General features: G+C 63.8%; 21 protein-coding genes. 13 read left to right on the forward strand and 8 right to left on the reverse strand.

Annotated features, from left to right (window positions below):
- Positions 1–41: 41 nt before the first annotated feature.
- Together EJ066_RS29750 and EJ066_RS29755 are read right to left on the reverse strand one after the other, a co-directional pair.
- Positions 42–953, reverse strand: a complete 912-nt coding sequence (locus EJ066_RS29750) for an ImmA/IrrE family metallo-endopeptidase (protein ID WP_126043448.1) — start codon at positions 951–953, stop codon at positions 42–44.
- Between the two features lies 1 nt (position 954).
- Positions 955–1275 (reverse strand): helix-turn-helix transcriptional regulator, encoded by a 321-nt coding sequence (locus tag EJ066_RS29755; RefSeq protein ID WP_126043449.1) that lies wholly within the window; start codon positions 1273–1275, stop codon positions 955–957.
- 145 nt (positions 1276–1420) lie between these two features.
- On the opposite strand from EJ066_RS29755, the gene EJ066_RS29760 reads away from it, so the two are divergent.
- The 3 genes from EJ066_RS29760 to EJ066_RS29770 are packed head-to-tail and all read left to right on the forward strand — an operon-like array spanning position 1421 to position 4227.
- Positions 1421–2710: a nucleotidyltransferase gene (locus tag EJ066_RS29760; protein WP_126043450.1), complete on the forward strand. Its 1290-nt coding sequence runs from the start codon at positions 1421–1423 to the stop codon at positions 2708–2710.
- Positions 2700–3200 carry a hypothetical protein gene (locus tag EJ066_RS29765; RefSeq protein WP_126043451.1) on the forward strand — a complete coding sequence of 167 codons (501 nt, stop codon included), beginning with the start codon at positions 2700–2702 and terminating at the stop codon, positions 3198–3200. The genes EJ066_RS29760 and EJ066_RS29765 overlap by 11 nt, the downstream gene beginning before the upstream one ends.
- Positions 3190–4227 (forward strand): CBASS cGAMP-activated phospholipase, encoded by a 1038-nt coding sequence (locus tag EJ066_RS29770; protein ID WP_126043452.1) that lies wholly within the window; start codon positions 3190–3192, stop codon positions 4225–4227. The genes EJ066_RS29765 and EJ066_RS29770 overlap by 11 nt, the downstream gene beginning before the upstream one ends.
- 301 nt (positions 4228–4528) lie before the next feature.
- On the opposite strand, the gene EJ066_RS29775 is transcribed toward EJ066_RS29770, so the two are convergent.
- The 4 genes from EJ066_RS29775 to EJ066_RS32300 are packed head-to-tail and all read right to left on the reverse strand — an operon-like array spanning position 4529 to position 8888.
- Entirely contained in the window at positions 4529–5119 is a 591-nt protein-coding gene (locus tag EJ066_RS29775; protein ID WP_126043453.1) for a DUF447 domain-containing protein, read from the reverse strand.
- 3 nt (positions 5120–5122) lie between these two features.
- Positions 5123–6514, reverse strand: a complete 1392-nt coding sequence (locus tag EJ066_RS29780; protein ID WP_126043454.1) for a DUF6513 domain-containing protein — start codon at positions 6512–6514, stop codon at positions 5123–5125.
- Complete coding sequence (locus EJ066_RS29785) at positions 6507–7058, reverse strand: flavoprotein (protein WP_126043455.1); 552 nt, start codon at positions 7056–7058, stop codon at positions 6507–6509. Before EJ066_RS29785 ends, EJ066_RS29780 begins: the two co-directional genes overlap by 8 nt.
- 3 nt (positions 7059–7061) lie before the next feature.
- On the reverse strand, positions 7062–8888 hold the full coding sequence (locus tag EJ066_RS32300; RefSeq protein WP_126043456.1) for a (5-formylfuran-3-yl)methyl phosphate synthase: 1827 nt from the start codon (positions 8886–8888) through the stop codon (positions 7062–7064).
- Positions 8889–9307: 419 nt separating this feature from the next.
- Here EJ066_RS32300 and EJ066_RS29795 point away from each other — a divergent pair, with 419 nt between their 5' ends.
- From EJ066_RS29795 to EJ066_RS29820, 6 genes are all read left to right on the forward strand, one after another.
- Positions 9308–10510: an ABC transporter substrate-binding protein gene (locus tag EJ066_RS29795; protein ID WP_126043457.1), complete on the forward strand. Its 1203-nt coding sequence runs from the start codon at positions 9308–9310 to the stop codon at positions 10508–10510.
- 66 nt (positions 10511–10576) lie between these two features.
- The gene (locus EJ066_RS29800) at positions 10577–11503 is read left to right on the forward strand and encodes a YVTN family beta-propeller repeat protein (RefSeq protein ID WP_189644578.1); all 927 of its coding nucleotides are present in this window, start codon (positions 10577–10579) and stop codon (positions 11501–11503) included.
- Between the two features lie 48 nt (positions 11504–11551).
- Positions 11552–12034: a hypothetical protein gene (locus EJ066_RS29805; RefSeq protein ID WP_245455031.1), complete on the forward strand. Its 483-nt coding sequence runs from the start codon at positions 11552–11554 to the stop codon at positions 12032–12034.
- A gap of 154 nt (positions 12035–12188) precedes the next feature.
- The gene (locus EJ066_RS29810; RefSeq protein WP_126043460.1) at positions 12189–12977 is read left to right on the forward strand and encodes an ATP-binding cassette domain-containing protein; all 789 of its coding nucleotides are present in this window, start codon (positions 12189–12191) and stop codon (positions 12975–12977) included.
- A complete protein-coding gene (locus EJ066_RS29815) occupies positions 12974–13849 on the forward strand; it encodes an ABC transporter permease (RefSeq protein ID WP_126043461.1) in 876 nt (291 codons plus the stop codon). Before EJ066_RS29810 ends, EJ066_RS29815 begins: the two co-directional genes overlap by 4 nt.
- On the forward strand, positions 13849–14478 hold the full coding sequence (locus EJ066_RS29820; RefSeq protein WP_126043462.1) for a hypothetical protein: 630 nt from the start codon (positions 13849–13851) through the stop codon (positions 14476–14478). The genes EJ066_RS29815 and EJ066_RS29820 overlap by 1 nt, the downstream gene beginning before the upstream one ends.
- Positions 14479–14504: 26 nt before the next feature.
- Here EJ066_RS29820 and EJ066_RS29825 read toward each other — a convergent pair whose 3' ends face one another.
- Entirely contained in the window at positions 14505–14705 is a 201-nt protein-coding gene (locus EJ066_RS29825) for a hypothetical protein (RefSeq protein ID WP_126043463.1), read from the reverse strand.
- A 230-nt stretch (positions 14706–14935) separates the two neighbouring features.
- Positions 14936–15877: a LysR family transcriptional regulator gene (locus EJ066_RS29830; RefSeq protein ID WP_126043464.1), complete on the reverse strand. Its 942-nt coding sequence runs from the start codon at positions 15875–15877 to the stop codon at positions 14936–14938.
- A gap of 121 nt (positions 15878–15998) precedes the next feature.
- On the opposite strand from EJ066_RS29830, the gene EJ066_RS29835 reads away from it, so the two are divergent.
- From EJ066_RS29835 to fba, 4 genes are read left to right on the forward strand one after another with little or no spacing between them, the layout of a single operon-like run.
- Positions 15999–17045, forward strand: a complete 1047-nt coding sequence (locus EJ066_RS29835; RefSeq protein ID WP_126043465.1) for a class 1 fructose-bisphosphatase — start codon at positions 15999–16001, stop codon at positions 17043–17045.
- A gap of 5 nt (positions 17046–17050) precedes the next feature.
- A complete protein-coding gene (locus EJ066_RS29840) occupies positions 17051–17923 on the forward strand; it encodes a phosphoribulokinase (protein ID WP_126043466.1) in 873 nt (290 codons plus the stop codon).
- A gap of 10 nt (positions 17924–17933) precedes the next feature.
- Positions 17934–19940: a transketolase gene (gene tkt, locus EJ066_RS29845; protein WP_126043467.1), complete on the forward strand. Its 2007-nt coding sequence runs from the start codon at positions 17934–17936 to the stop codon at positions 19938–19940.
- An 11-nt stretch (positions 19941–19951) separates the two neighbouring features.
- Positions 19952–21031, forward strand: coding sequence for a class II fructose-bisphosphate aldolase (gene fba / locus EJ066_RS29850; RefSeq protein WP_126043468.1), 1080 nt, complete (start codon positions 19952–19954; stop codon positions 21029–21031).
- Positions 21032–21043 lie beyond the last annotated feature (12 nt).

Genomic DNA, 21043 nt, shown 5'->3' on the forward strand with positions numbered 1-21043 from the left:
TGGCGGTCCTTCCTTTGACGTGTGAGCTACCTATAGCGAAATCAGCTGCGCTGCCGGCTCGACGCGAGACGCTCTGCAAGACGCTGTTTCGACGTACGGTCCTCGTCCGGATCGTAGTCCTCGTCTTCCTCCGCGAACTCGGGCCACAGCATTACCAGCGCATATTCCATCTGCTGGTGTAGGACCTGCTCGTAGAGGACTGGGAGCTTTTTCCCCCAGTCCGATTCCAGCCAGTGGCCCGCTTGGCCCTCGACGAGGTCGGACAGCGACGTGCCCGACTGCCTTGTGCGCCAGTAGATAGAGGAGCGCGGGACCGGTTGCCCCTCAAGCGCGCCAAGGCGTGGAAACTTGGGCGGCCGGTAGACCCTCAAGACCTTGCTATCGTGCACGACGGCAACGGCGACGACCGCACCGTGGTACTGTGCGTAGGCGCGGGCGGCAGCATCCTTGCTGACGTCAAAATCCTCGTGAAGCGCGAGCACATGCGCCAGATCGGGATCGCGCTTGCGCTCAAGATAGGGGCGCAGCAGGGGCGGCGGCATCAACATCAGCGCCGCGAACTTGTTCGCTTCGACCTCCATGCGGGCATAGGTGTCCTGTTCCGCCGCCGACCACATGCGCATGTCGTCGCGCGAACATAGGAACACGTCGCCCTTTACGGGCTTGTGGCTCGGAATCAAAAAATGCCCGAGCTCATGCGCGATTGTGAAGCGCCGCCGTCCGCCCCGCGCTTCCTTGTTGACGAGTATGCTGCCAGCCGCGCGGTGTTCGAGCATCAGGAGGCTGCCCTCAAATCCCTTCGTCTCCAGCTCGCCGATTTCCATAATGTCGAGCGCCTCGGCCAGCTCTTCGATGGGTATGGGGTAGGTCAGGCCCGGTTCGGCCTTCAGAATTTTGGTGACCAGACCCTCGGGCGATCCGGTGCCGTCGAGATCGAGCCGAGTCACCTGCATGTCAGGTATCCTTGCTCTTCAACCGCTCAATCATCGAGTTGATGACATCGAGATCGCGGTCGGACAGGTTCTTAAGTTCGCGGTACATGCCCAGCACCCGCGAGCCCTCTTCCTCAGCGTCCGGGTTCTCACCGACGAGGTCAACGACGGCGACTTCAAGCTTGTTGGCGAGCTTAATCAGGAGGTCCATCGACGGGTTCTTGCTGCGCCCCGTTTCAAGGTCCCAGATGTGCGCCTTCGATACCCCGGCAGAATCGGCAAGCTCCTGTAGGGACAGTTTTTTCCTCATCCGGAACGCCTTGATCCTGTCCGCCAGCGCCATCCGTCACCTCTAACCGTTTGAATCTCATGGCGAACACATCGCCATACGATTTTGTACCAGAACAGTTTGACTTTGGTCAATGTACAACTTAATCTTTATGAAAGCGTTGGAAAGACCCGGCGCGCCAGCATAGGGACCCCCGCCCATGAACCAGCATCTGAACCCCTTCCGGCAGACCGATGCCCTCGACGAAGTGCTTCTCGACGTCGCGGCGCTGATCGAACTGAGCCCCCGCGACCGCCGCGTCGCGGACAACCGCTACCGCCTTCTCAAGCAGCATCTGGAGCGCAAGGGCGGCCCGCTAGCGCCTTATCTCGTAGACGGCGTCAGCCTGATCTACGCGCAGGGCTCAATCGCCACCAGCACGACGATCGTCAGCGGCACCGAGGACGACCGGTTCGACGTTGACGCAATCGTCGAGATCGACGTGCCGGCGCATTGGGACAATGACCGGGCGCTCGACCTCCTTGAGGAGTCCTTGCAGGGCTTTCCCGGCGTCGTGAAGATCGTGCGCTGCACACGCTGCGTCCAGCTTCAATTCGCCTTCATGCACATGGACGTGACCATCATGGACCGCCGCGCCCGCATCGCGATCGAGCGGGCGGGGGAGATTTTCCACTCGCCCGACAAGGGCGACTCGTCCCGCGTGCCGTCCAACCCGTGGGGCTTCACGTCGTGGTTCCGCCGCACGGTCGGCATCGGGCAGGAGGCGTTCAAGGAAATCCTGAGCCGCCACCGCGGCGCGGCGGGGCGGGACCGGCTGCCGCTTCTCAACGAGAATGAAAGGCTGGTCGTCGCCAAGGCCGACCAGGTCGATCTGCCGCCGATGATCCCGAGTGCGATCGACGCGCAGGAGGCCGTCGCGCTCAAGCTACTGAAGCGTTTCCTCAATCTGCTCTACAAGGGCCTGCCGGTGAAGCGGCCGCCCTCGATCTACCTGACCAAGCGGGCCGGGGATGTCGGTTACGTCCCGCAGGGCCTCGCGGCGCAGCTCTTCGCGCTCGCCGATTCGACGGCCAAGATCATGCGCCACCACATCGCCTCCGGCACGCGCCCGCGCGAGCTTAATCCCTCCTACCATCCCGACAGCATCAACGACCGCTGGCCGGCCGAGGGCGCTGCGGGCGTCAAGGACATGAAGATGTTCGCCGAGCAGCTTGAGTATCTTTGCGCCCGCCTCGAACAGATGGCGATCGCCCCGCTGGACGACATGGCCAAGACCATCGACGAATTGTTCGGCGAGCGCGTCGGCAAGGCGCAGCGCGAGGCCATGGCCGCCCGCTACGACCGCCGTCAGGAGCCGGGCCAGCTCTTCGCCGCGCCGCGCAGCGGCGCCATCGCCGCCCCGGCCATCGTCCCGGCGTCGCAGGCCTACCGCGAGGTCCCACGCCACAACTTCCATCCTATGATCCTCGGCGGCGAGGATGAAATCTGAGCCCGCCCTCCGGCGCTCTCCTGCTGCGCAACTGGCGGCGATGCGCCGCCAGTGGCCGGACTTTGCAGGCCGGCGCCTTGGCGACGGGACGTTGATCTGGCAGGGGCCGCTGCGGCCGAAGGCGCAGCTCTATACGATCGTCATCTGCTGGCATCCCGTCACGATGTCTCTGCCTTACGTGATCGTGGACGATCCGCCGCTGCGTCCGCGCCCGGGCGGCGCTTTCGCGGAAATCCCCCACCTCATCTTCTATGCCGACAAGCCTGAACAGTCGGGCCTGTGCCTTTTCGATCCCGAGGGCCGCGAGTGGTCGCCGACCGACCTGATCGCCGACACCACAGTGCTGTGGACCGCCGAATGGCTAACCTACTATGAACTGTGGCACATGACCGGCACATGGCTCGCGCCGGGCGTGGGTTACGAGAGCGTGGCGCGGATGATGAAGGCCGATGCGGAGGCCGTGAAGGCGGTGCTGAGCGATGTTCACTGACCGGCGCGCGAGCAGCCGGGGAACGCGCCGGCGCAAGCAACCCTGGCCCGCGGATAGGGCGTTCAGGATCCTCGCGCTCGATGGCGGCGGCATCAAGGGCGTCTACACCGCCGAACTGATGCGCCTGTGCGAAGAGCATTTCGGTAGGCCGGTGGCGTCGGTATTCGACATGATCGCCGGCACCTCGACCGGCGGCATCATCGCCCTCGGCCTTGGCCTCAGCAAATCCGCTGCCGAAATCTCCGCCTTCTACCGCGACGACGGGCGGCACATCTTTCCGCCGCTGCCACGGCACAGGTTGATGCGGTGGTGGAGGCGGTGGTGCGCCCTGCACGGCCCAAAGCTAAAGCACGAGGAACTGGAGCGCGCCCTGAAGCGGCGTTTCGAGGATCATCTTCTCGGCGAGTCGTCCTGCCGGCTTGTGATCCCCGCCTTCATGATGCCGAAGACCGAGATCGCCGTCTTCAAGACCGATCATCACGAGGATTTCCGCAACGACCACAAGACGCCGATGTGGAAGGTGGCCCGAGCGACGTCCGCGGCGCCGACCTATCTCAAGGGGCTGGAGCATGAGGAAAGCGGCCGCATCTTTATCGATGGCGGTGTTTGGGCGAACAACCCGGCCATGGTCGCGCTGGTGGACGCGCTGACCGCCTACGACATCACGCCCGACCAGGTGCAGATGCTGAGCATCGGGACCGGCAACGCGCCGTTCTCCCTCAGCAAGGACAAGGTTATGAGCGGCCTCGTCGCCTGGCGCGAAGCTATCAAGGCCGCGATATTCCTGACCACCGACAACGCCACCGCGCAGGTGAAACTCCTGCTCGGCCCCGAACGCTGTGTGCGGATCGAGCCGGCGGGCGATGACGCGGCGGTCGAGATGGACGACTACGACAACGCCTTTGCCCATCTTCCGGGGCTGGCGGCGACGGATTTTTCTATCCACGAGGCCGCCATCGCGCCGTTCTTCGCTCACGCCGTCGTGCCGCGCGAACGGCACTACACTAGCACGCCGGGCAGGGACTGAACGCGGCCTGTAGCAGTGGATCAACTTCGCATCCGTCGCGGCTGCAACTTTGTCTGCTCCAAGCCAGTCACGAGTCTGCCTTGGTCTACATGCGGACATCGCGTTCGAAAGTCGGATGTCCGCTTTCGATCTGGCCACACCCAAGAACGGTCAGTCCGCAAACGGCCCCACTCCGGTCATCGTGCATACCGGGTTCAATAACCGCAAAACGGTCGAACACCGCCGTTTGAGATCAACGCCACCCGTGTACCATGCTAAAACGCGTCAGCCCGGACGCCTACCCTGGTTCAGCATATTTCGCTCACCCCCGCGCGTCCCCGCCGCCGGCATCCTCGGCCGACAGATGATCGCCGACACGCTGCATCAGCCAGCCCCAGGCTTCCTTCTCGCCTTCGCCCGCGGTCTTTTCGATGGCAATCGAAAGGTAGGCGATCTCCGCCTCGATCTTGTCGCGCGGCAGCATGCCGAGCCGGCTGACCAGGATGGCCAGCTCCAGCACCGCCGCCTTGGCGCGGTTGAAGCCGGTGAACGGCGCATGCGTTTCCTCCCCCACCACGCGGCAGAAATGGCGGGGCCGCATGCCATCGTCGTCGACACTTTCGACTTCGAGGAGCGAATGCGCGAGCGCCGCCGCGAGCCGCGGCACTGGAAATCCGTCGACCGGAACGGTTGGCCAATCCTTGCGGCCGGTCAGGCAGCCGGCAAAGATGCGCACGTCGTCGGTGTAATTGGCGATGGCGAAGGGCACTTCGGCGAGATTGTCGAGCGTGATCGACGGCCGGAACGGCGCGATCACCCAGCCGTCCTTTTCGGCGATGATGCCGATCGGCGCGATGTGGACGTTGCCGGCCTTGTTGACCGTGGTGATGATCGATTCGCGAATGTACGGCATGGTTTAGCGCTCTTTCTTCGCGCGAAGCGTGTGGCCCGCTTCGGCAAGCCGGGTGCGGTCGGTCTCGGGAGCCGGCGCGGCAACGCCCCATGCCAGAGGCTCGTCCTGCACATAGCGCTTGCCGAGGCGCCAGGCGATCTCGGCCTTCATCAGTTCCGCGCCGAGATAGAAGGCGTGCGCGCCATCGGCCTCGACGCCGAGCCCGGTAAAGAGTTCGAACGCATCCGTGGCAACCGCATGCCCCTTGCCGTTGAAAACATGGATGCCGTCCTCGGCGGTCATGATGCGGAAGTTGGCGTCGCGCACCTCTGCCGCCAATGCCTCGATGTCCCCGGTCGAGGCGGTGAACGGCTTGCGGTCGTGAACCTGCAGGAGGCCCGGATGGTAACTGCGCGGCAGCGCACCGTCGTTCCTGGCGGCAAACAGGATGCGCCGCGCAATATCGTGCTCCTCGATCGTTCGCAGCGTGTGCGGGCTGACATGCACGGCAAGCAGGTTTCGGATCTGCAGCTCCGAGCAGAGCCCGGCCAGAACGGCGGTAACGCCGGAACTGTCGGCGTCGGTCAATTCGGTGAGATTGCCGGTGCCCATCAGCAGTTCGACTTCGGGCCAGCGACGGCGCGCCTCGATGAAGCGCCCGAGCGAGGCGGCAAAGCCGAAATGGATCGGGTCGAGCACCGGATCGGCGATGAAGGCGACGCCGACCTTTTGCGCCGCTTCGATGGCCCGCCCGAGCGAATCCAGATCGCCCGGGGTGGACGGGATCAACACGGGCACAGCCTTGTGGCCGGAGGCCAGCGGCAGCGTGTTTTCGTCGAGGCTGAGAAGATAGTCCGCACCGGCGCGCGCGCCGATCGACAATTCGTCCGTGCTGGCGGAATCGACACTGACCAGAAAGCCCCGTGCCTTCAGCTCGAGCACGGCGTCTGCCAGCAACGGAAACGGCGTTTCCGGCAGGCAGCCGAGATCGATGACGTCAGCGCCGGCCGCGGCCAGCGCCTGCGCGCGCGCCACCAGCGCCTCGAGCGACAGCATCGGCGCATCGACGATTTCGGCGAAGATGCGCATGTCGTGACGCGAAAGGTCTGGCGGCTCGCCCGCCCGGCCGAGAAAGGCCGGCAGATCGGCGATCTCGTCGGGGCCGCGTATGAAAGGCACGCCGAAATGGTTCGACAGATGCTCGATGTCCCCCCGATAGCGGCCGGGCAGGATGATGCGGTCGGCGCCTGTCAGGGTGAGCCGCCGCTTGACGATGTCTTCGGTCATCAGCGCGGCGACCTTGACGCCGATGTCGATGATCTCCCACGCAAATCCGGTCTCGCCCAGTCCGGCCAGCAGCCTTTCCAGCCGGACCTTGGCCAGATGGCCGGTAAGAAAGACCAGCCGCTCAGCCATGGCTGGCGAGCTCGGCGCGGCGTCGTCGAACCGAGGCTTCGAGTTCGGCGAGCGACTCGACCACCTCGGTCCGCTCGAAGCTCTTCAAAAGGTTGGTATTCTCCAGGTCGATCCTGCGCGGATAGACCTTGACCAGCCCATGCGGCGCCATGGTTTCGAGTTCCGGCGCGGTGTCGCAAGCAAAGACGATGGCCGGCACCCGGCACTTTCCCGCCTGGGCAAAGACGTTGGTGGCGAGCGTGTCGGAAATGCCGTGCACGCATTTGGCGACCGTGTTGGAACTGGCCGGCGCCACCACGACGGTGTGATAGACACCGTGATAGAATTCGCCGACCGGGATCGCACTCGCGGTCTTGTCGTGCAGCACGCGCGTCGTGTCCGGGAAATCGAGCTTGAGCTTGTACATTCGCAGCACTTCGTCGGCGGCTTTCGACACGAAGACATCGCAATGCTCGAGCTGGTGAATGAGTGCGAAGCTCTCCGTAAAAAAATGACCGGAACCGGTCAAAACCCATGCCCAGCGCGGCGTATGCAGCTTCGCCATCGCCTACCCTGCTTTTCTTGCCGGCCGGACAGGGGCCGCGATCGCGACGCCGGGCAGATTGCCCGCCGCGAGCAGCGTCCCGGCCCCGGCGGCATCTTTCGGGCCGGCGAGATGGAAATCGACGCCGTCGGGCAGCATGGCGGCGAAGCCGGCGTCGACGATGCCTCTGGTACCCAAGCTGTCGATGGTGTCGCTGCCGAAGAAGGCGCCGGTCTGCTTGATCAGCAGCAGCGCCTTCGCGCCAAGCTTGCCGGCAAGCCAGGCGGCAAGCGAATCGGAGGTGATATCCCAGGACGCCGGAATGTCCGGCGCCGACAGGGCCAATGACGACGGCAGCCACACCGGGACCTTGCCGGCGTCCGACGCCCGCGCCATTTCTTCCAGCGACCGCGCCGGCGCCAGCCTTTCGTCACGGTCGAGAATGACCTGGCCGAATTGCTCCATGGCGAGGATCGCCATGGCGTGGGCGGCGGTGTCGGAAAAATCCATGCGGATCTGCGTCTCGCGCACCTGGTCGGCGAAGAGGCCGCCGCCGGGCACGATGACGACCGGCAGCTTGGAACCCGCCAGCGCCGCGATCCAGCTTTCCAGTTCCGCCGCACGGACCGTGCTGCCGCCAAGCTTGACGACAGCACGCCTGACGACCTCGGGCTTTTCCTGTCGCGGCTGCGAAACAGCGTTTTGGCCTTTTCGCCCGGCAGAGCCGGAGGCAACGCCGCGGCCTGCCGATTGGCGCTTGCGTTCGATCTCGACGCCGACGCCACCCGGGCCGAGTTCGAGCTTTTCCACCCTTACCGTGACGCGCACGACACGCGGGTTCTCCAGAATGTACGTCGCCACCTGCTCGGCCAGGGCCTCGCTGAGCTGGACGTGGCCCCGTGCGACGATGGTGCGAATGCCGTCCATGATGATGTCGTAGGAGAACACATGACGCATGTCTTCGGGATGGTCGGTGACTTGCAGCACGTCGGCGCTCACGTCGAAACGCACCTTCTGCGTATGGCCGTGCTCGAAGCTGTAGGCGCCGATCTGGACCGGAAGGACAAAATCCCGCACGAAGATCTTGTCGGTGCCCAGTGTCGGGTCGGTGCCCGGCGAATAGCCCCTCGCCGCCAGCAGCCGGTAGTCGACGCTCGACGCGCCGCCAGCCCGGGAGACTTCCGGGACCAGCTCGCGGATCTGCGAAACCGCCTCGGCGCTGATCGAACCGGTGCGGCCGGAGTCGCCGCACAGTGCCCCGCGAAAGCCGAGAAAATCGGGAGCGAAGGGCAACAGGCGCGGAATGTCGGGCGCTTCCAGCGATCCGCTCAGGCCAACCATGAGACCAAGCGATTTCGCTCGATCGACGAACCCCGGGATTTGCTCGGGCGGCAGATGGTCGAGCAGCCGCCCGTCTGCCTTGTTCGCGGTGTCGACCATGGCGCCATGGAAGCGATGTTTGGCGAACGTCGGCAAAAGCTCGAAATCCGGCGCCAGATCCGCGAAAAGCACGGCGATCAGCTTCGTTCGCTCGGCGAGCGGTTCAAGCGCCTGCGCACAAGCGGCGGCATTTGCCGACGGAAAAAAGCCTATCTTGACGTAGTCGACGCCGGTCGCGGCGATCTCTTCGGCCTTGGCGCGGATCGTTTCGGGTTCCATCGGCAGGTCGCCGCAAACGGCGCTGACCGGCGCCCGGCCGGCAATCAGCGAAATAGTCCGACTGAGCGTTTGCGTGGATACCGCGCCCAGCGCTCCCGCCTTCGGGTCCTTCAGGTCGACGATGTCGACGCCGCCCGCAAGCGCGATCTCCGCCTCGTCGACGCCGGTGACGCTGCCCAGCATTCTGGTCATTGGACTTTCTCCGGCGACAGGGCGCCCTTGTTGAGACGATTGATCTTCCCGTGCCAGGATTCGTCCACTGCCTCATCGGCGGCAGGTTCCATAGCAATGGCATTGCTGATCTCTAAGCAGGTTCCGCAAAAGTGTCCCACGGTTTTGCGACAAGAACCTGCGATAAGCAAAGACCTAAGCAGACGAAGTCTGCTTAGTCCGTATACCGAAATCCGCCCGCCTGCCGTTCCGGCGAAAAGGCATGGAACTAAAGCAGACGCAATAAGTCCACTTTCAGGGTTTGATAAATTTTGCGGGTCAGCTAAGCTCATCATGGGCACCTTGACTTCGCGCCGGTCCGACAACAATCGGACTTTAGCGCAAGAACGGGTAATTTTATCGATGACGAGCGCGGTGCCGTGCACTCTCGCGGCCTTTTTGTGCTTTTTTCCCTGACCGTCAACGTTCCCGGCGCGCTCGCCCAGGAAGCGTCGCCGTCCGCAACGGCCAAGCCGGAGAAAAAGATAACCGAAATCAAGATAGGCTATTTGCGCGCCTATGCGCCGCAGCTGGCTTTGTCGGTTATCGACGTCCCGCCGCGCGATGAAGGTGTTGCCGGCGCCAATGTGGCGATTGCCGACAACAACACGACCGGCAGCTTCCTCGGCCAGAAATTCAGCCTCGACATGACCGAGGTAAAGCCGGACGCGGACGTCGTTCCGGCCTTCCAGGAAATGATCGCCAAGGGCGACCGCTATGTGGTCGCGGACCTCTCGGCCAGGCAATTGCTGTCGATCGCCGATCTTGCCCGCGACAATGGCGTCTTGATCTTCAATGCCGGCGCCACCGACGATAGTCTTCGCGAGGAGGAGTGCCGCGCCAACATCTTCCACACCATCCCGACGCGCAGCATGCTGGCCGACGGGCTGGCGCAATATCTCATCTGGAAGCAATGGCGGCGCTGGGTGCTGATCTACGGCTCGCACGAGCGCGACCAGCTTTTCGCCGAGGCGCTGCGCCGGTCGGCGACGCGCTTCGGCGGCGAGATCGTCGGTGAAAAGGAGTTCAAGGATACAGGCACGGCACGGCGGACCGATTCCGGCGTCGTCCAGATCCAGCGGCAGATGCCGGTCTTCACCCAGGACCTGCCGGAGCACGACGTGTTGCTGGTCGCCGACGAGAGCGAGGTGTTCGGCACGTACGTTCCATTCCGCACCTGGATTGCGCGGCCGGTCGCCGGCACCGCCGGCCTCACCCCGTCGGCCTGGCATCCGGCCAGCGAGCAATGGGGCGGCACCCAGATCCAGAACCGCTTCGCCAAGGCAAACGGCCGCCGCATGATATCGAAGGACATGGCGGCGTGGACCGCGGTGCGCATCCTCGGCGAGGCCGCGACCCGCACGCAGGGCGCCGACCCGCAAAAGATGACCGACTTCATCCGCTCCGACGATTTTTCGATCGCCGCCTTCAAAGGTCAGAAACTGACCTTCCGCAAGTGGAACCAGCAGTTGCGGCAGCCGATCTTTCTCGGCGACAACCGGTCGGTCGTCTCGACATCGCCGCAGGAAGGTTTTCTGCACCAGGTGTCCGAGCTCGATACGCTCGGGGTCGATGAGCCGGAAACGAAATGCGTGCTTGAGTAGAACCAATTGGGAGGGATTTCAGTGCAGAGAGCAGCTTACGCGCTCGCCATTCTCGCGGCCGGCTTCATGACCGGCCCGGCGGCGGCCTACACCGCCTATGTTTCCAACGAGAAGGACAACACGATGAGCGTCGTCGACACCGCGACGATGCAGGTGGTGAAGACCGTCAATGTCGGGCAGCGTCCGCGCGGCATCACCATCTCACATGACGGCAAGCACGTTTATCTCTGCGCCAGCGACGATGATTCGATCGAGGTGATCGACACGGCAACCCTTGAGATCGTCGATACCTTGCCCTCCGGGCCTGACCCGGAGCTCTTCGTGCTCTCGCCTGACGGCAAGACGCTCTACGTCGCCAATGAGGACGACAATCTCGTTACCGTCATCGACATAGAGAGCAAGAAGGTGCTGACCGAGATCCCCGTCGGCGTCGAACCGGAAGGCATGGGCATCAGCCCGGACGGAAAGACCATGGTCAACACGTCGGAAACGACGAACATGGCGCATTTCATCGATACGACGACCCACGAGATCACCCACAACGTGCTGGTGGACACGCGCCCGCGCTTCGTCGAGTTCACGCCCAACGGCAAGCAGGCCTGGGTGAGTGCCGAGATCGGCGGCACGGTTTCGGTGATCGACAATGAAACGCGCGAGATTGTCCACAAGATCACCTTCGAGATATCAGGCCTGAGGGCCGAATCCATACAGCCGGTCGGCGTGCGCATCACCGCCGACGGCAAGAAAGCCTATGTGGCGCTCGGACCGGCCAACCGCGTCGCGGTGATCAATACCGAGACATACGAGGTCGAGAAATACGTGCTGGTCGGCCAACGCGTCTGGCAGCTCGCCTTCACCCCGGACCAGAAGACCATCATCTCGACCAACGGCGTGTCGAACGACATCACCTTCATCGACGTGGCGACCGACGAGCCGGTGCAGTCGGTGACCGTCGGCGCGCTGCCGTGGGGCATCGTCGTCTCGCCCAATTGAATCAACAGAAAAACAGCACAAGGGTAGGAAATCATGCGGAAATTTCGGATGCATGCGTTCGCTGCGCTGGTCGGCGTGGCACTGACGCAAGGCCACGCCTGGGCGCAGGACGACGATGACGATGACGCAGCCGCCGGTGCGGCCACCAAGACGGACGCCAGTCCCGAAACCGAGAAGGCAACCCGGGCCAGCAAGGACGTGCCGGAACTTATCCTCGGCGCCAAGGAAGACCAGTTCACCGTCAACCAGAAGGACTTCCAGCTGATCGCCGGCCAGGGCTATCGCTGGAAGATCACCGCGGCCGGCGGGCTGGAATACAAATTCCATACCGACCTCTTCCGCAATGTGTGGAACAACCAGATCGTCATCAACGACCTCGAGGTGCACATGAACGGCGCACCCGCATGGCTCGAATTCGACGCCGACGGCACCATCCAGGTACAGTTCACCACCGTAAGGCCCGGCATCTACACATGGTCGGTGCCCGACCTCGCCGACAAGGGCATGAAAGGCACGATCACGATCAAGTAGGATCACTGGCAAGTAGGATCACCGGCAAGTAGGGTCACCGGAAAGCAGGGCCTGCGCGATCGAGCCCGGTGCGCTAGACTCCCCGGGCGCCAGACTGGCGATGTGCTAGATTCCCGGGCGCTAGACTATCGTCGACGACAAGGAGCCAGCCGGCGTGCAGCATGTGAAGACAAGCGGGCCAGGAGATGAGGTGGCGGCGCTCGATGTCGCCGGTGTCGGCCATTCCTATGGGCCGAAGCGGGCGCTCAACGACGTCTCGTTCTCGATCGCGCCGGCGACTTTCACCGTTCTTCTCGGCCTCAACGGCGCCGGCAAGACAACCCTGTTCTCGCTGATCAGCCATCTTTACGACACGCGCCGCGGATCGATCCGCATCTTCGGCCATGACGTCAGCCGCGCCTCGGGCGAAGCGCTCAGGCGTGTCGGCATCGTGTTCCAGGCCCGCACGCTCGACCTCGATCTCAGCGTCCACCAGAACCTCTCCTACCACGCCTCGCTGCATGGCATCGGGGGACGCGAGGCCCGGCAGCGTATTGCCGCGCTGCTCGACATAGTCGACATGCAGGGCCGTCAGCATGACAAGGCACGCAGCCTTTCCGGCGGCCAGATGCGGCGCATCGAGATCGCCAGGGCGCTGCTCCACCGTCCGTCCCTGCTGCTGCTCGACGAGGCGACCGTCGGCCTCGACATCCAGTCGCGCGCGGGCATTCTCGCCACCATCCGCAAGCTCGTCGAAACCGAGGGCATCGGCGTGCTGTGGGCGACGCATCTGATCGATGAGGTTGAAGACGGCGACCATGCCGTCGTCTTGCGGCAGGGCGAGCTGGTCGCCAAGGGCAAGGTGGCCGATGTCGTCAGGGCGAGCGGTGCCGGTTCGATCCGCGACGCCTTTTCAAGGCTCAGCCGCATCGAACCTGCCGGCAGCGCGGAGATATCGCCATGAGCGCTCCCGCAACGCCCGAAAAAGTCGCGGGCATCGTGCCGGTAAGGTTCGAGACGTTCGGCCTGCGCCACTATCTCATCTGCCTCAAAGGCGTCGTCCTGCGGGAGTGCCTGCGCTTCCTGCATCAGCGCGAGCGCTTCATATCCTCGCTGGTCCGGCCGCTCATCTGGCTGTTCATTTTTGCCGCCGGATTCCGGCAGGTGCTCGGCGTATCGATCATCCCGCCCTACAAGACCTACGTGCTCTACGAGGTCTACATCACGCCGGGCCTGTGCGGCATGATCCTGCTGTTCTCGGGCATGCAGTCTTCGCTGTCGATGGTCTATGACCGCGAGATGGGCAACATGCGCACTTTGCTGGTCAGCCCCTTCCCGCGCTGGTTCCTGCTGGTATCGAAGATGCTCGCCGGCGTCTCCGTATCGATCGCGCAGGTCTACGCATTCCTGATCGTTGCCTGGTTCTGGGGCGTCAAGGCGCCGCCGCTTGGCTATCTCATGGTGCTGCCGGCGCTGTTCCTGTCGGGCATGATGCTTTGCGCGCTCGGCATGCTTTTGTCCTCGATGATCAAGCAGCTCGAAAACTTCGCCGGCATCATGAACTTCGTCATCTTTCCCGGCTATTTTGCCTCTCCCGCGCTCTACCCCTTATGGCGCATCCAGGAGGCGAGCCCGCTGCTTTACAAGATCTGCCTCGCCAATCCGTTCACCTACGCCGTCGAACTGATCCGCTTCGCCTTCTACGGCCAGATCGACTGGCTGTCGCTGGGCGTCGTTGCCGGCTGCACGTTGCTGTTCCTTGCCGCCGCCATCATCGCCTACGACCCTTCGCGTGGCCTGATAACCCGCAAACAGGACACGGGAGGAAATGCCTGATGGCACGAATGAGCCTTGTTCGCAGCCTGGTTGTGGTTGCCATGCTCGCGCCAAGCATGAAAGCCAATGCGGCAAACGCCGATCCGGACTGGCCCTGCATACAGCGCAAGGTGCCGCAACTCTCGCTCGGCCAGATCTGGAACGGGCCGGAGCTTCCCCCGGCGGCGAAGGACTGGTCGAAGGACCCCGCCATTTCCGCCCTGGTCGAGGAGGTGGCGGCCCGGCGGATACCGATTGCGGAAGCCCAGAAGAAGATCAGGGATTTCGCCGCCGCCATGCCGGCTGAGCAGCTTGCACCGAAAATGGCGATGCTGGTGCAAGGCATGTTCGACCACATGGACGCCGAGCGCTCGCACGTGATGTCGGGCATTTCCCGCTACGCCCACAAGCAGCTCCAGATGGCCGCCGAATTGCGCAAGGAAGCGTCCGGCGTCGATGCATTGCAGGCAAAGCCCGATGCGGATCCAGACGATGTCGAACGGCGAACCGAACAGCTGAAATTCGCAACGCGAATTTTCAATGAACGCGTACAGTCGCTGACTTATGTCTGTGACGTGCCGACGATAATCGAGCAGCGGCTCTATCAACTGTCCAAGACTGTCTCGGAGACGCTCGCCGCGAAGAAATAGACCTTATCCGATCTTCGCGGCGGATCTCATATCCCCCGGCCGGGCAGCACGCGCCAGCGCTGCACGAAATAGCCGGGATGTGTCTCGACCCACTGGGCCACCAGCGGCTGCGCCTGCATGAAGGCGGTCCCGGGATTCATCGCCAGGCCGTCCACCATTTGTTCGCGCTGTTCACAGGTCTGCGGCACATCGGTCAGGCAGACCATCATAACGAGTGTGTAGAGCATTACCCCTTGTCCCCATCGAATTCCCGAACCTCATTGCCCGGGAGGTTTCCGAAATACCGACCAGTCTGCAGGGGTCGCACGTACAGATCGCTTACAGGCGTGAGGACGTGGCCCCCGTTCTTTTCGCAGTGCAACATAACATACTGCTTATCTAACGCCAACGGTCGCCGGAGCGTTCTCCACCCCTTCTCGGATATGTCGGTCATTAGGGTCGACTTCCCCGTCCAGCGTCATCCCGCTCTGGCGTGCGGATAGAGCTTGCCGAACAGCGGCAGGTACATCGCGCCCTTGCGCATCAGGAAATCGTGGAACGTCGCCATGGCCGGCGAGACCGCGTGATCGGTGCGCATCACCGAAAACCATTGCCGGCGGATCGGCATGCCGACGACGTCGAGGATGACCAGCCGGCCGGCCTCGGTTTCCGCGGCGATGGTGTGGGCGGAGATGAAGGCGATGCCGAGACCGGCCATCACCGCCTGCTTGATCGTCTCGTTCGAGCCCATCTCGACGCCGAGATCGTCGATGCGGCCGGGCACGTCGCTCAGGAATATTTCCAATGAGATGCGCGTGCCGGAACCGGGCTCGCGAATGATGAAATGCTCTTCGGCGATCCGCTCCTTGCTAATGTCGCGTGCCGACGCCAGCGGGTGGTCGGGCGGCGCGATGATGACCAGCGGGTGATCGCCGAAGACCGAGGCACGCACCGGGACTTCCTTGGCCGGGCGTCCCATCAGCGCGATGTCGATGTCGTGGTTCTTCAGACTGTCGATCGTTTCGGCACGGTTGCCGATGGCGAGCCGCATGTCGATGTCGGGATGCTCCTTCATGAAGCCGGCCATCAGCCGCGGCGCGAAATATTTGGCGGTGGAAACGACGCCGAGCCTCAGACTGCCGGTGCGCACGCCCTTGATCGCATCCATCCTGTCTTCGAGCAGACGAAGCCGCTCCTCGATCGCCTGCGCCGTCTCGACGAAGGCCAGACCTGCGGCAGTGGGACGCATGCCGTCCGACGTCCGGTCGAACAGGGCCAATTGGAACTCCTCCTCCACCTGCCGCAGCTGGATCGTCACAGCTGGAGGAGACAAGCCTAACACCTTGGCGGCGCTAACGATTTTCCCGTGGCTGATGATCGCCTGAACGGTCTTGAATTGCTTGAGCGTGAGGTTTCTCATACGGCACACTAAATTTTTTTTACTGCCGAAGTAAAGTTATTGAATTTTACTTATCCGGCATCGTTTGTTTTCATTTGCCAATCCGGCCTCCGAGGAGATGCGGCTGGATCGGGAGGTTACGATGCCAGCGGCAACGCTCGACGCTTTTCTGAATTCCTATCTCGGCCCGCCCGACGAACTGCGCTCCGCGGTCGTCGCGACCATCCGTCAGCTGACGCAGGCCGCCACCAAGATCCGCAACACCATCAATCAAGGGGTGCTCGGCGCCGCCTTTGCCGGAACCCGCAGCGCCAACGCCGACGGCGACATGCAGAAGGATCTCGACATCTTCGCCGACGACATCTTCCTCGACGCCATGCGCCACGCTCCGGTCGCGCTCTACGCTTCCGAGGAACTGGAGCAGCCGGTCCTGCTCGACAGGCAGGCGCCTCTCGCCATCGCCATCGACCCGCTCGACGGCTCTTCCAACATCGATACCAACGTGTCGATCGGAACGATCTTCTCGCTCCTCCCTGCAACTGGCGCGCCGGATGGCAATCCGGCCGCCTCTTTTCTGCAGGCAGGCGTGAACCTGCTGGGCGCCGGTTTCTTCATCTATGGGCCGCAGCTGGCGCTCGTTCTGTCGCTCGGCAGCGGCACGCATGTCTTCGTTCTCTCGACCAGGCTCGGCACCTTCGTCCAGGCCTACGAGAGCCGGATCATCCCCGCGCGCACCCAGGAGTTCGCCATCAACGCCGCCAACTACCGGCATTGGGACGAGGCGGTGCGCCTCTACATCGACGACTGCCTCGAAGGCACAGAAGGCCCACGCGGAAAGGATTTCAACATGCGCTGGATCGCATCCCTGGTTGCAGACTGCTATCGGATATTGATGCGCGGCGGTGTGTTCCTGTATCCAGGCGACCAGCGCAAGGGTTACCGCCAGGGGCGGCTGCGCCTCGTCTACGAGGCGAACCCGATCGCCTATCTCGTCGAACAGGCGGCCGGCGCCGCCACCGACACCATCACCCGCATCCTCGAGATCGAACCCGAGAGCCTGCACCAGCGCGTGCCCGTGGTGTTCGGATCGGCGCGGGAAGTCGCGCGCATCACCCGCTACCACACCGAGCCCAGCGCTATCGGCGAGCGTGCGCCGCTGTTCAGCCGCCGCGGCCTTTTCAGGGCCTGAGCACCATGTCGGCAAAGCATCCCATCATCACCATCACCGGGTCGTCGGGCGCGGGCACCACCTCGGTCAAGCGCGTCTTCGAGCTGATCTTCCGGCGCGAGAACATCGAGGCCGCCTTCATCGAGGGCGACGCTTTCCATCGCTACGACCGCACCGCGATGAAGGCGAAAGTGGCCGAGGAGGAGAAGGCGGGCAATCCGAACTTCACCCACTTCAATGCCGCGGCCAACGAGCTCGCAATCCTCGAAGAGGTGTTTGAGGAATATGGCCGCCGGGGAACCGGAAAGACCCGCACCTACATCCATGACGAGGACGAGGAGAAGCAGTACGGCACGCCGCCGGGACAATTTACCGAATGGCGCGAATTCCCTCCGAGCGACCTGCTCTTCTACGAGGGCCTGCATGGCTGCGTCGTCACCGACAAGATCGACCTGGCCAGGCACGCGGACCTCAAGATCGGCGTGGTGCCGGTCATAAATCTCGAATGGATCCAGAAGATCCATCGCGACCGCGCAACGCGCGGCTATTCCACCGAGGCGGTGATGGACGTCATCCTGCGCCGCATGCCGGACTATGTCCGCTACATCGTCCCGCAATTCTCGCAGACCGCCATCAATTTCCAGCGCGTGCCGATCGTCGACACGTCCAACCCGTTCATCGCGCGCTGGATTCCGACGCCCGACGAATCGATGCTGGTCATCCGCTTCGCCAATCCCCGCGGCATCGATTTCCCATACCTGCTTTCGATGATCCACGACTCGTTCATGTCGCGGCCGAATTCCATCGTGGTGCCAGGCAACAAGCTCGACCTTGCCATGCAGCTGATCCTGACGCCGCTCATCCTGCAATTGATCGAACGCAAGAAACGCGTGTCGTGAGGAGGACGCCATGACCAGCCAAGCAGCCCTGAAGTCCGTCGCCGCCGCCGTCTCGGAGCGCGATATGGCCAACGCCATTCGCGCATTGGCGATGGACAGCGTCCAAAAGGCCAATTCCGGTCATCCGGGCATGCCGATGGGCATGGCTGATGTCGCGACGGTGCTGTTCAGCCGCTTCATCGACATCGATCCGTCCACGCCGGACTGGCCCGATCGCGACCGTTTCGTGCTGTCGGCCGGGCACGGCTCGATGCTGCAATATGCGCTGCATTACCTGCTCGGCTACGAGGACATGCCGATCGAGCAACTGCAGCGGTTTCGCCAACTGGGCAGCCGCACCGCCGGACATCCCGAATATGGCCATGCGCTTGGCATCGAGACGACAACCGGTCCGCTTGGACAAGGCATTTCGACCGCCGTCGGCATGGCGCTGGCCGAGCGCATGCTCGCGGCCCGCCACGGCGCCGATCTCGTCGACCATTTCACCTACGTGATCGCCGGCGACGGCTGCCTGCAGGAAGGCATCAGCCACGAGGCGATCGACCTTGCCGGCCACCTGAAGCTCTCCCGGCTGATCGTCTTGTGGGACGACAATGCGATCTCGATCGACGGACCGACGTCGCTGTCGACATCGATGGACCAGCCGGCCCGGTTCACAGCCGCCGGGTGGCATGTCCAATCGGTGGACGGCCACGACACGGAAGCCGTCGCCGCGGCAATCGAAGCGGCGCAGCAGTCGGATCGGCCGTCTTTGATCGCCTGCCGCACGGTGATCGGCAAGGGCGCGCCCAATCTGGGCGGTTCGGAAAAGACGCATGGCGCGCCGCTGGGCGATGCGGAGATCACTGCCACGCGTCAAAACATCGGCTGGTCCCACGCGCCGTTCGAAGTGCCGGACGACATCCTTTTCGCCTGGCGCGAAATTGCCGGGCGCGGGCAAGCGGCGCGGCACGCCTGGCAGCAGCGGCTTGCCGCCTCGCCGCGGCGCGAGGCCTTCGAGAGCGCGGTCGCCGGCAAGCTGGCCGAGGCGGTCTTCGAAGCGCTCGGCGCTTTCCGCAAGGAGCATGTCGAGAAGGCGACCAAGGTTGCAACGCGAAAAGCCTCCGAAATGGCGCTGGGCGCAATCAATGCCGCAACCGAGCTGACAGTTGGCGGCTCCGCCGATCTGACGCATTCGAACCTGACGATCACCAGGGGCATGAACCGCATAGCGCCGGATGACTATACCGGCCGTTACATCCACTACGGCATCCGCGAGCACGGCATGGCCGCGGCCATGAACGGCATCGCGCTGCATGGCGGCTTCGTGCCTTATGGCGGCACGTTCCTGTGCTTCGCCGACTATGCGCGCGGCGCGATGCGGCTCTCGGCACTCATGGGCCAGCGCGTCGTCTATGTGATGACGCACGATTCCATCGGCCTCGGCGAGGACGGCCCCACCCACCAGCCGGTCGAGCATTTGGCGATGCTGCGGGCCACGCCTAACCTCAACGTCTTCCGTCCGGCCGACATCATCGAAACGGCGGAATGCTGGGAACTGGCGCTGAAGAGCGAGAACCGGCCGAGCGTGCTGGTGCTGTCGCGCCAGAACCTGCCGATGCTGCGCCAAGCACACAGCAACGAGAACCGCTCCAGCCAGGGCGCCTACATCCTGCGCGAGCCAGCCGGGCACCGGGCCGTGACGCTGATCGCCACCGGCTCGGAGGTCGAGATCGCCGTTGCCGCCGCCGAACGGCTGGAAGCCGAGCACGGCATCGCCGCCGCGGTTGTCTCGATGCCGTGCTGGGAGCTTTTCGAGGAGCAGGACGTCGACTACCGAAAATCCGTTCTGGGCTCCGCGCCGCGCATCGCGGTCGAAGCCGCGGCGCGGCTCGGCTGGGACCGCTGGATCGGCGACACCGGCGCTTTCGTCGGCATGGCCGGTTTCGGCGCCAGCGCCCCTGCCCCGGATCTCTACCGGCATTTCGACATCACGCCCGAGGCCGTCGCCGCGGCGGCACTGAAGCTCATCATCTAGGAGGACCCACAATGGCCCGCATCACTCTTCGCCAGCTTCTCGACCATGCCGCCGAGCACGGTTACGGCGTGCCGGCATTCAACATCAACAACATGGAACAGGGCCTCGCCATCATGGAGGCGGCCAAGGCCTGCGACGCGCCGGTCATCATCCAGGCCTCGCGCGGCGCCCGCTCCTATGCCAACGACATCATGCTGGCCAAGATGATGGAGGCTTTGACCGAAATGCATCCGGCCATTCCGCTATGCATCCATCAGGATCACGGCAACAACGAAGCCACCTGCCTTTCGGCGATCCGCCACGGCTTCACCTCCGTGATGATGGACGGCTCGCTGATGGCGGACGCCAAGACGCCGGCCAGCTACGACTACAACGTCGCCATCACCGAACGCGTCGCGCGCATGGCGCATTGGGTCGGCGCTTCCGTCGAAGGCGAGCTCGGCGTGCTCGGCTCGCTGGAAACCGGCCAGGGCGAGGCCGAGGACGGGCACGGCGCCGAAGGCGCGCTTTCCCACGACCAGCTTTTGACCGATCCCGATCAGGCGGTCGATTTCGTGACCGCCACCCGGGTCGACGCGCTGGCGATCGCCTGCGGTACCTCGCACGGCGCCTACAAGTTCAGCCGCAAGCCCGACGGCGGCATCCTGGCCATGCAGGTGATCGAAGCGATCCACGAAAAGCTGCCCGACACGCATCTGGTCATGCATGGCTCGTCCTCGGTGCCTCAGGAACTGCAGGACATCATTAACAAATATGGCGGCGCGATGCCCCAGACCTTTGGCGTTCCGGTCGAGGAGATCGAGCGCGGCATCCGCTACGGCGTGCGCAAGGTCAACATCGACACCGATTGCCGCATGGCCATGGCCGGGCAGTTCCGCCGCGTCGCGACGGAGGACCCGCACGAATTCGATCCGCGCAAATTCCTTAAACCCGCCATGGACGCCCTGCGCGACCTGTGCCGTGACCGCTTCGAGCGCTTCGGCACCGCCGGCAACGCCTCGAAGATCAAAGTCATCGCCATGGATGAGATGGCGAAACGTTACGCCGCGGGAAAACTCGACCCGCATATCGCAACCGCGAAAGCCGCCTGAGCGGCGGTCCAC

It is taken from the genome of Mesorhizobium sp. M9A.F.Ca.ET.002.03.1.2, from assembly GCF_003952365.1.
Taxonomy (GTDB): domain Bacteria; phylum Pseudomonadota; class Alphaproteobacteria; order Rhizobiales; family Rhizobiaceae; genus Mesorhizobium.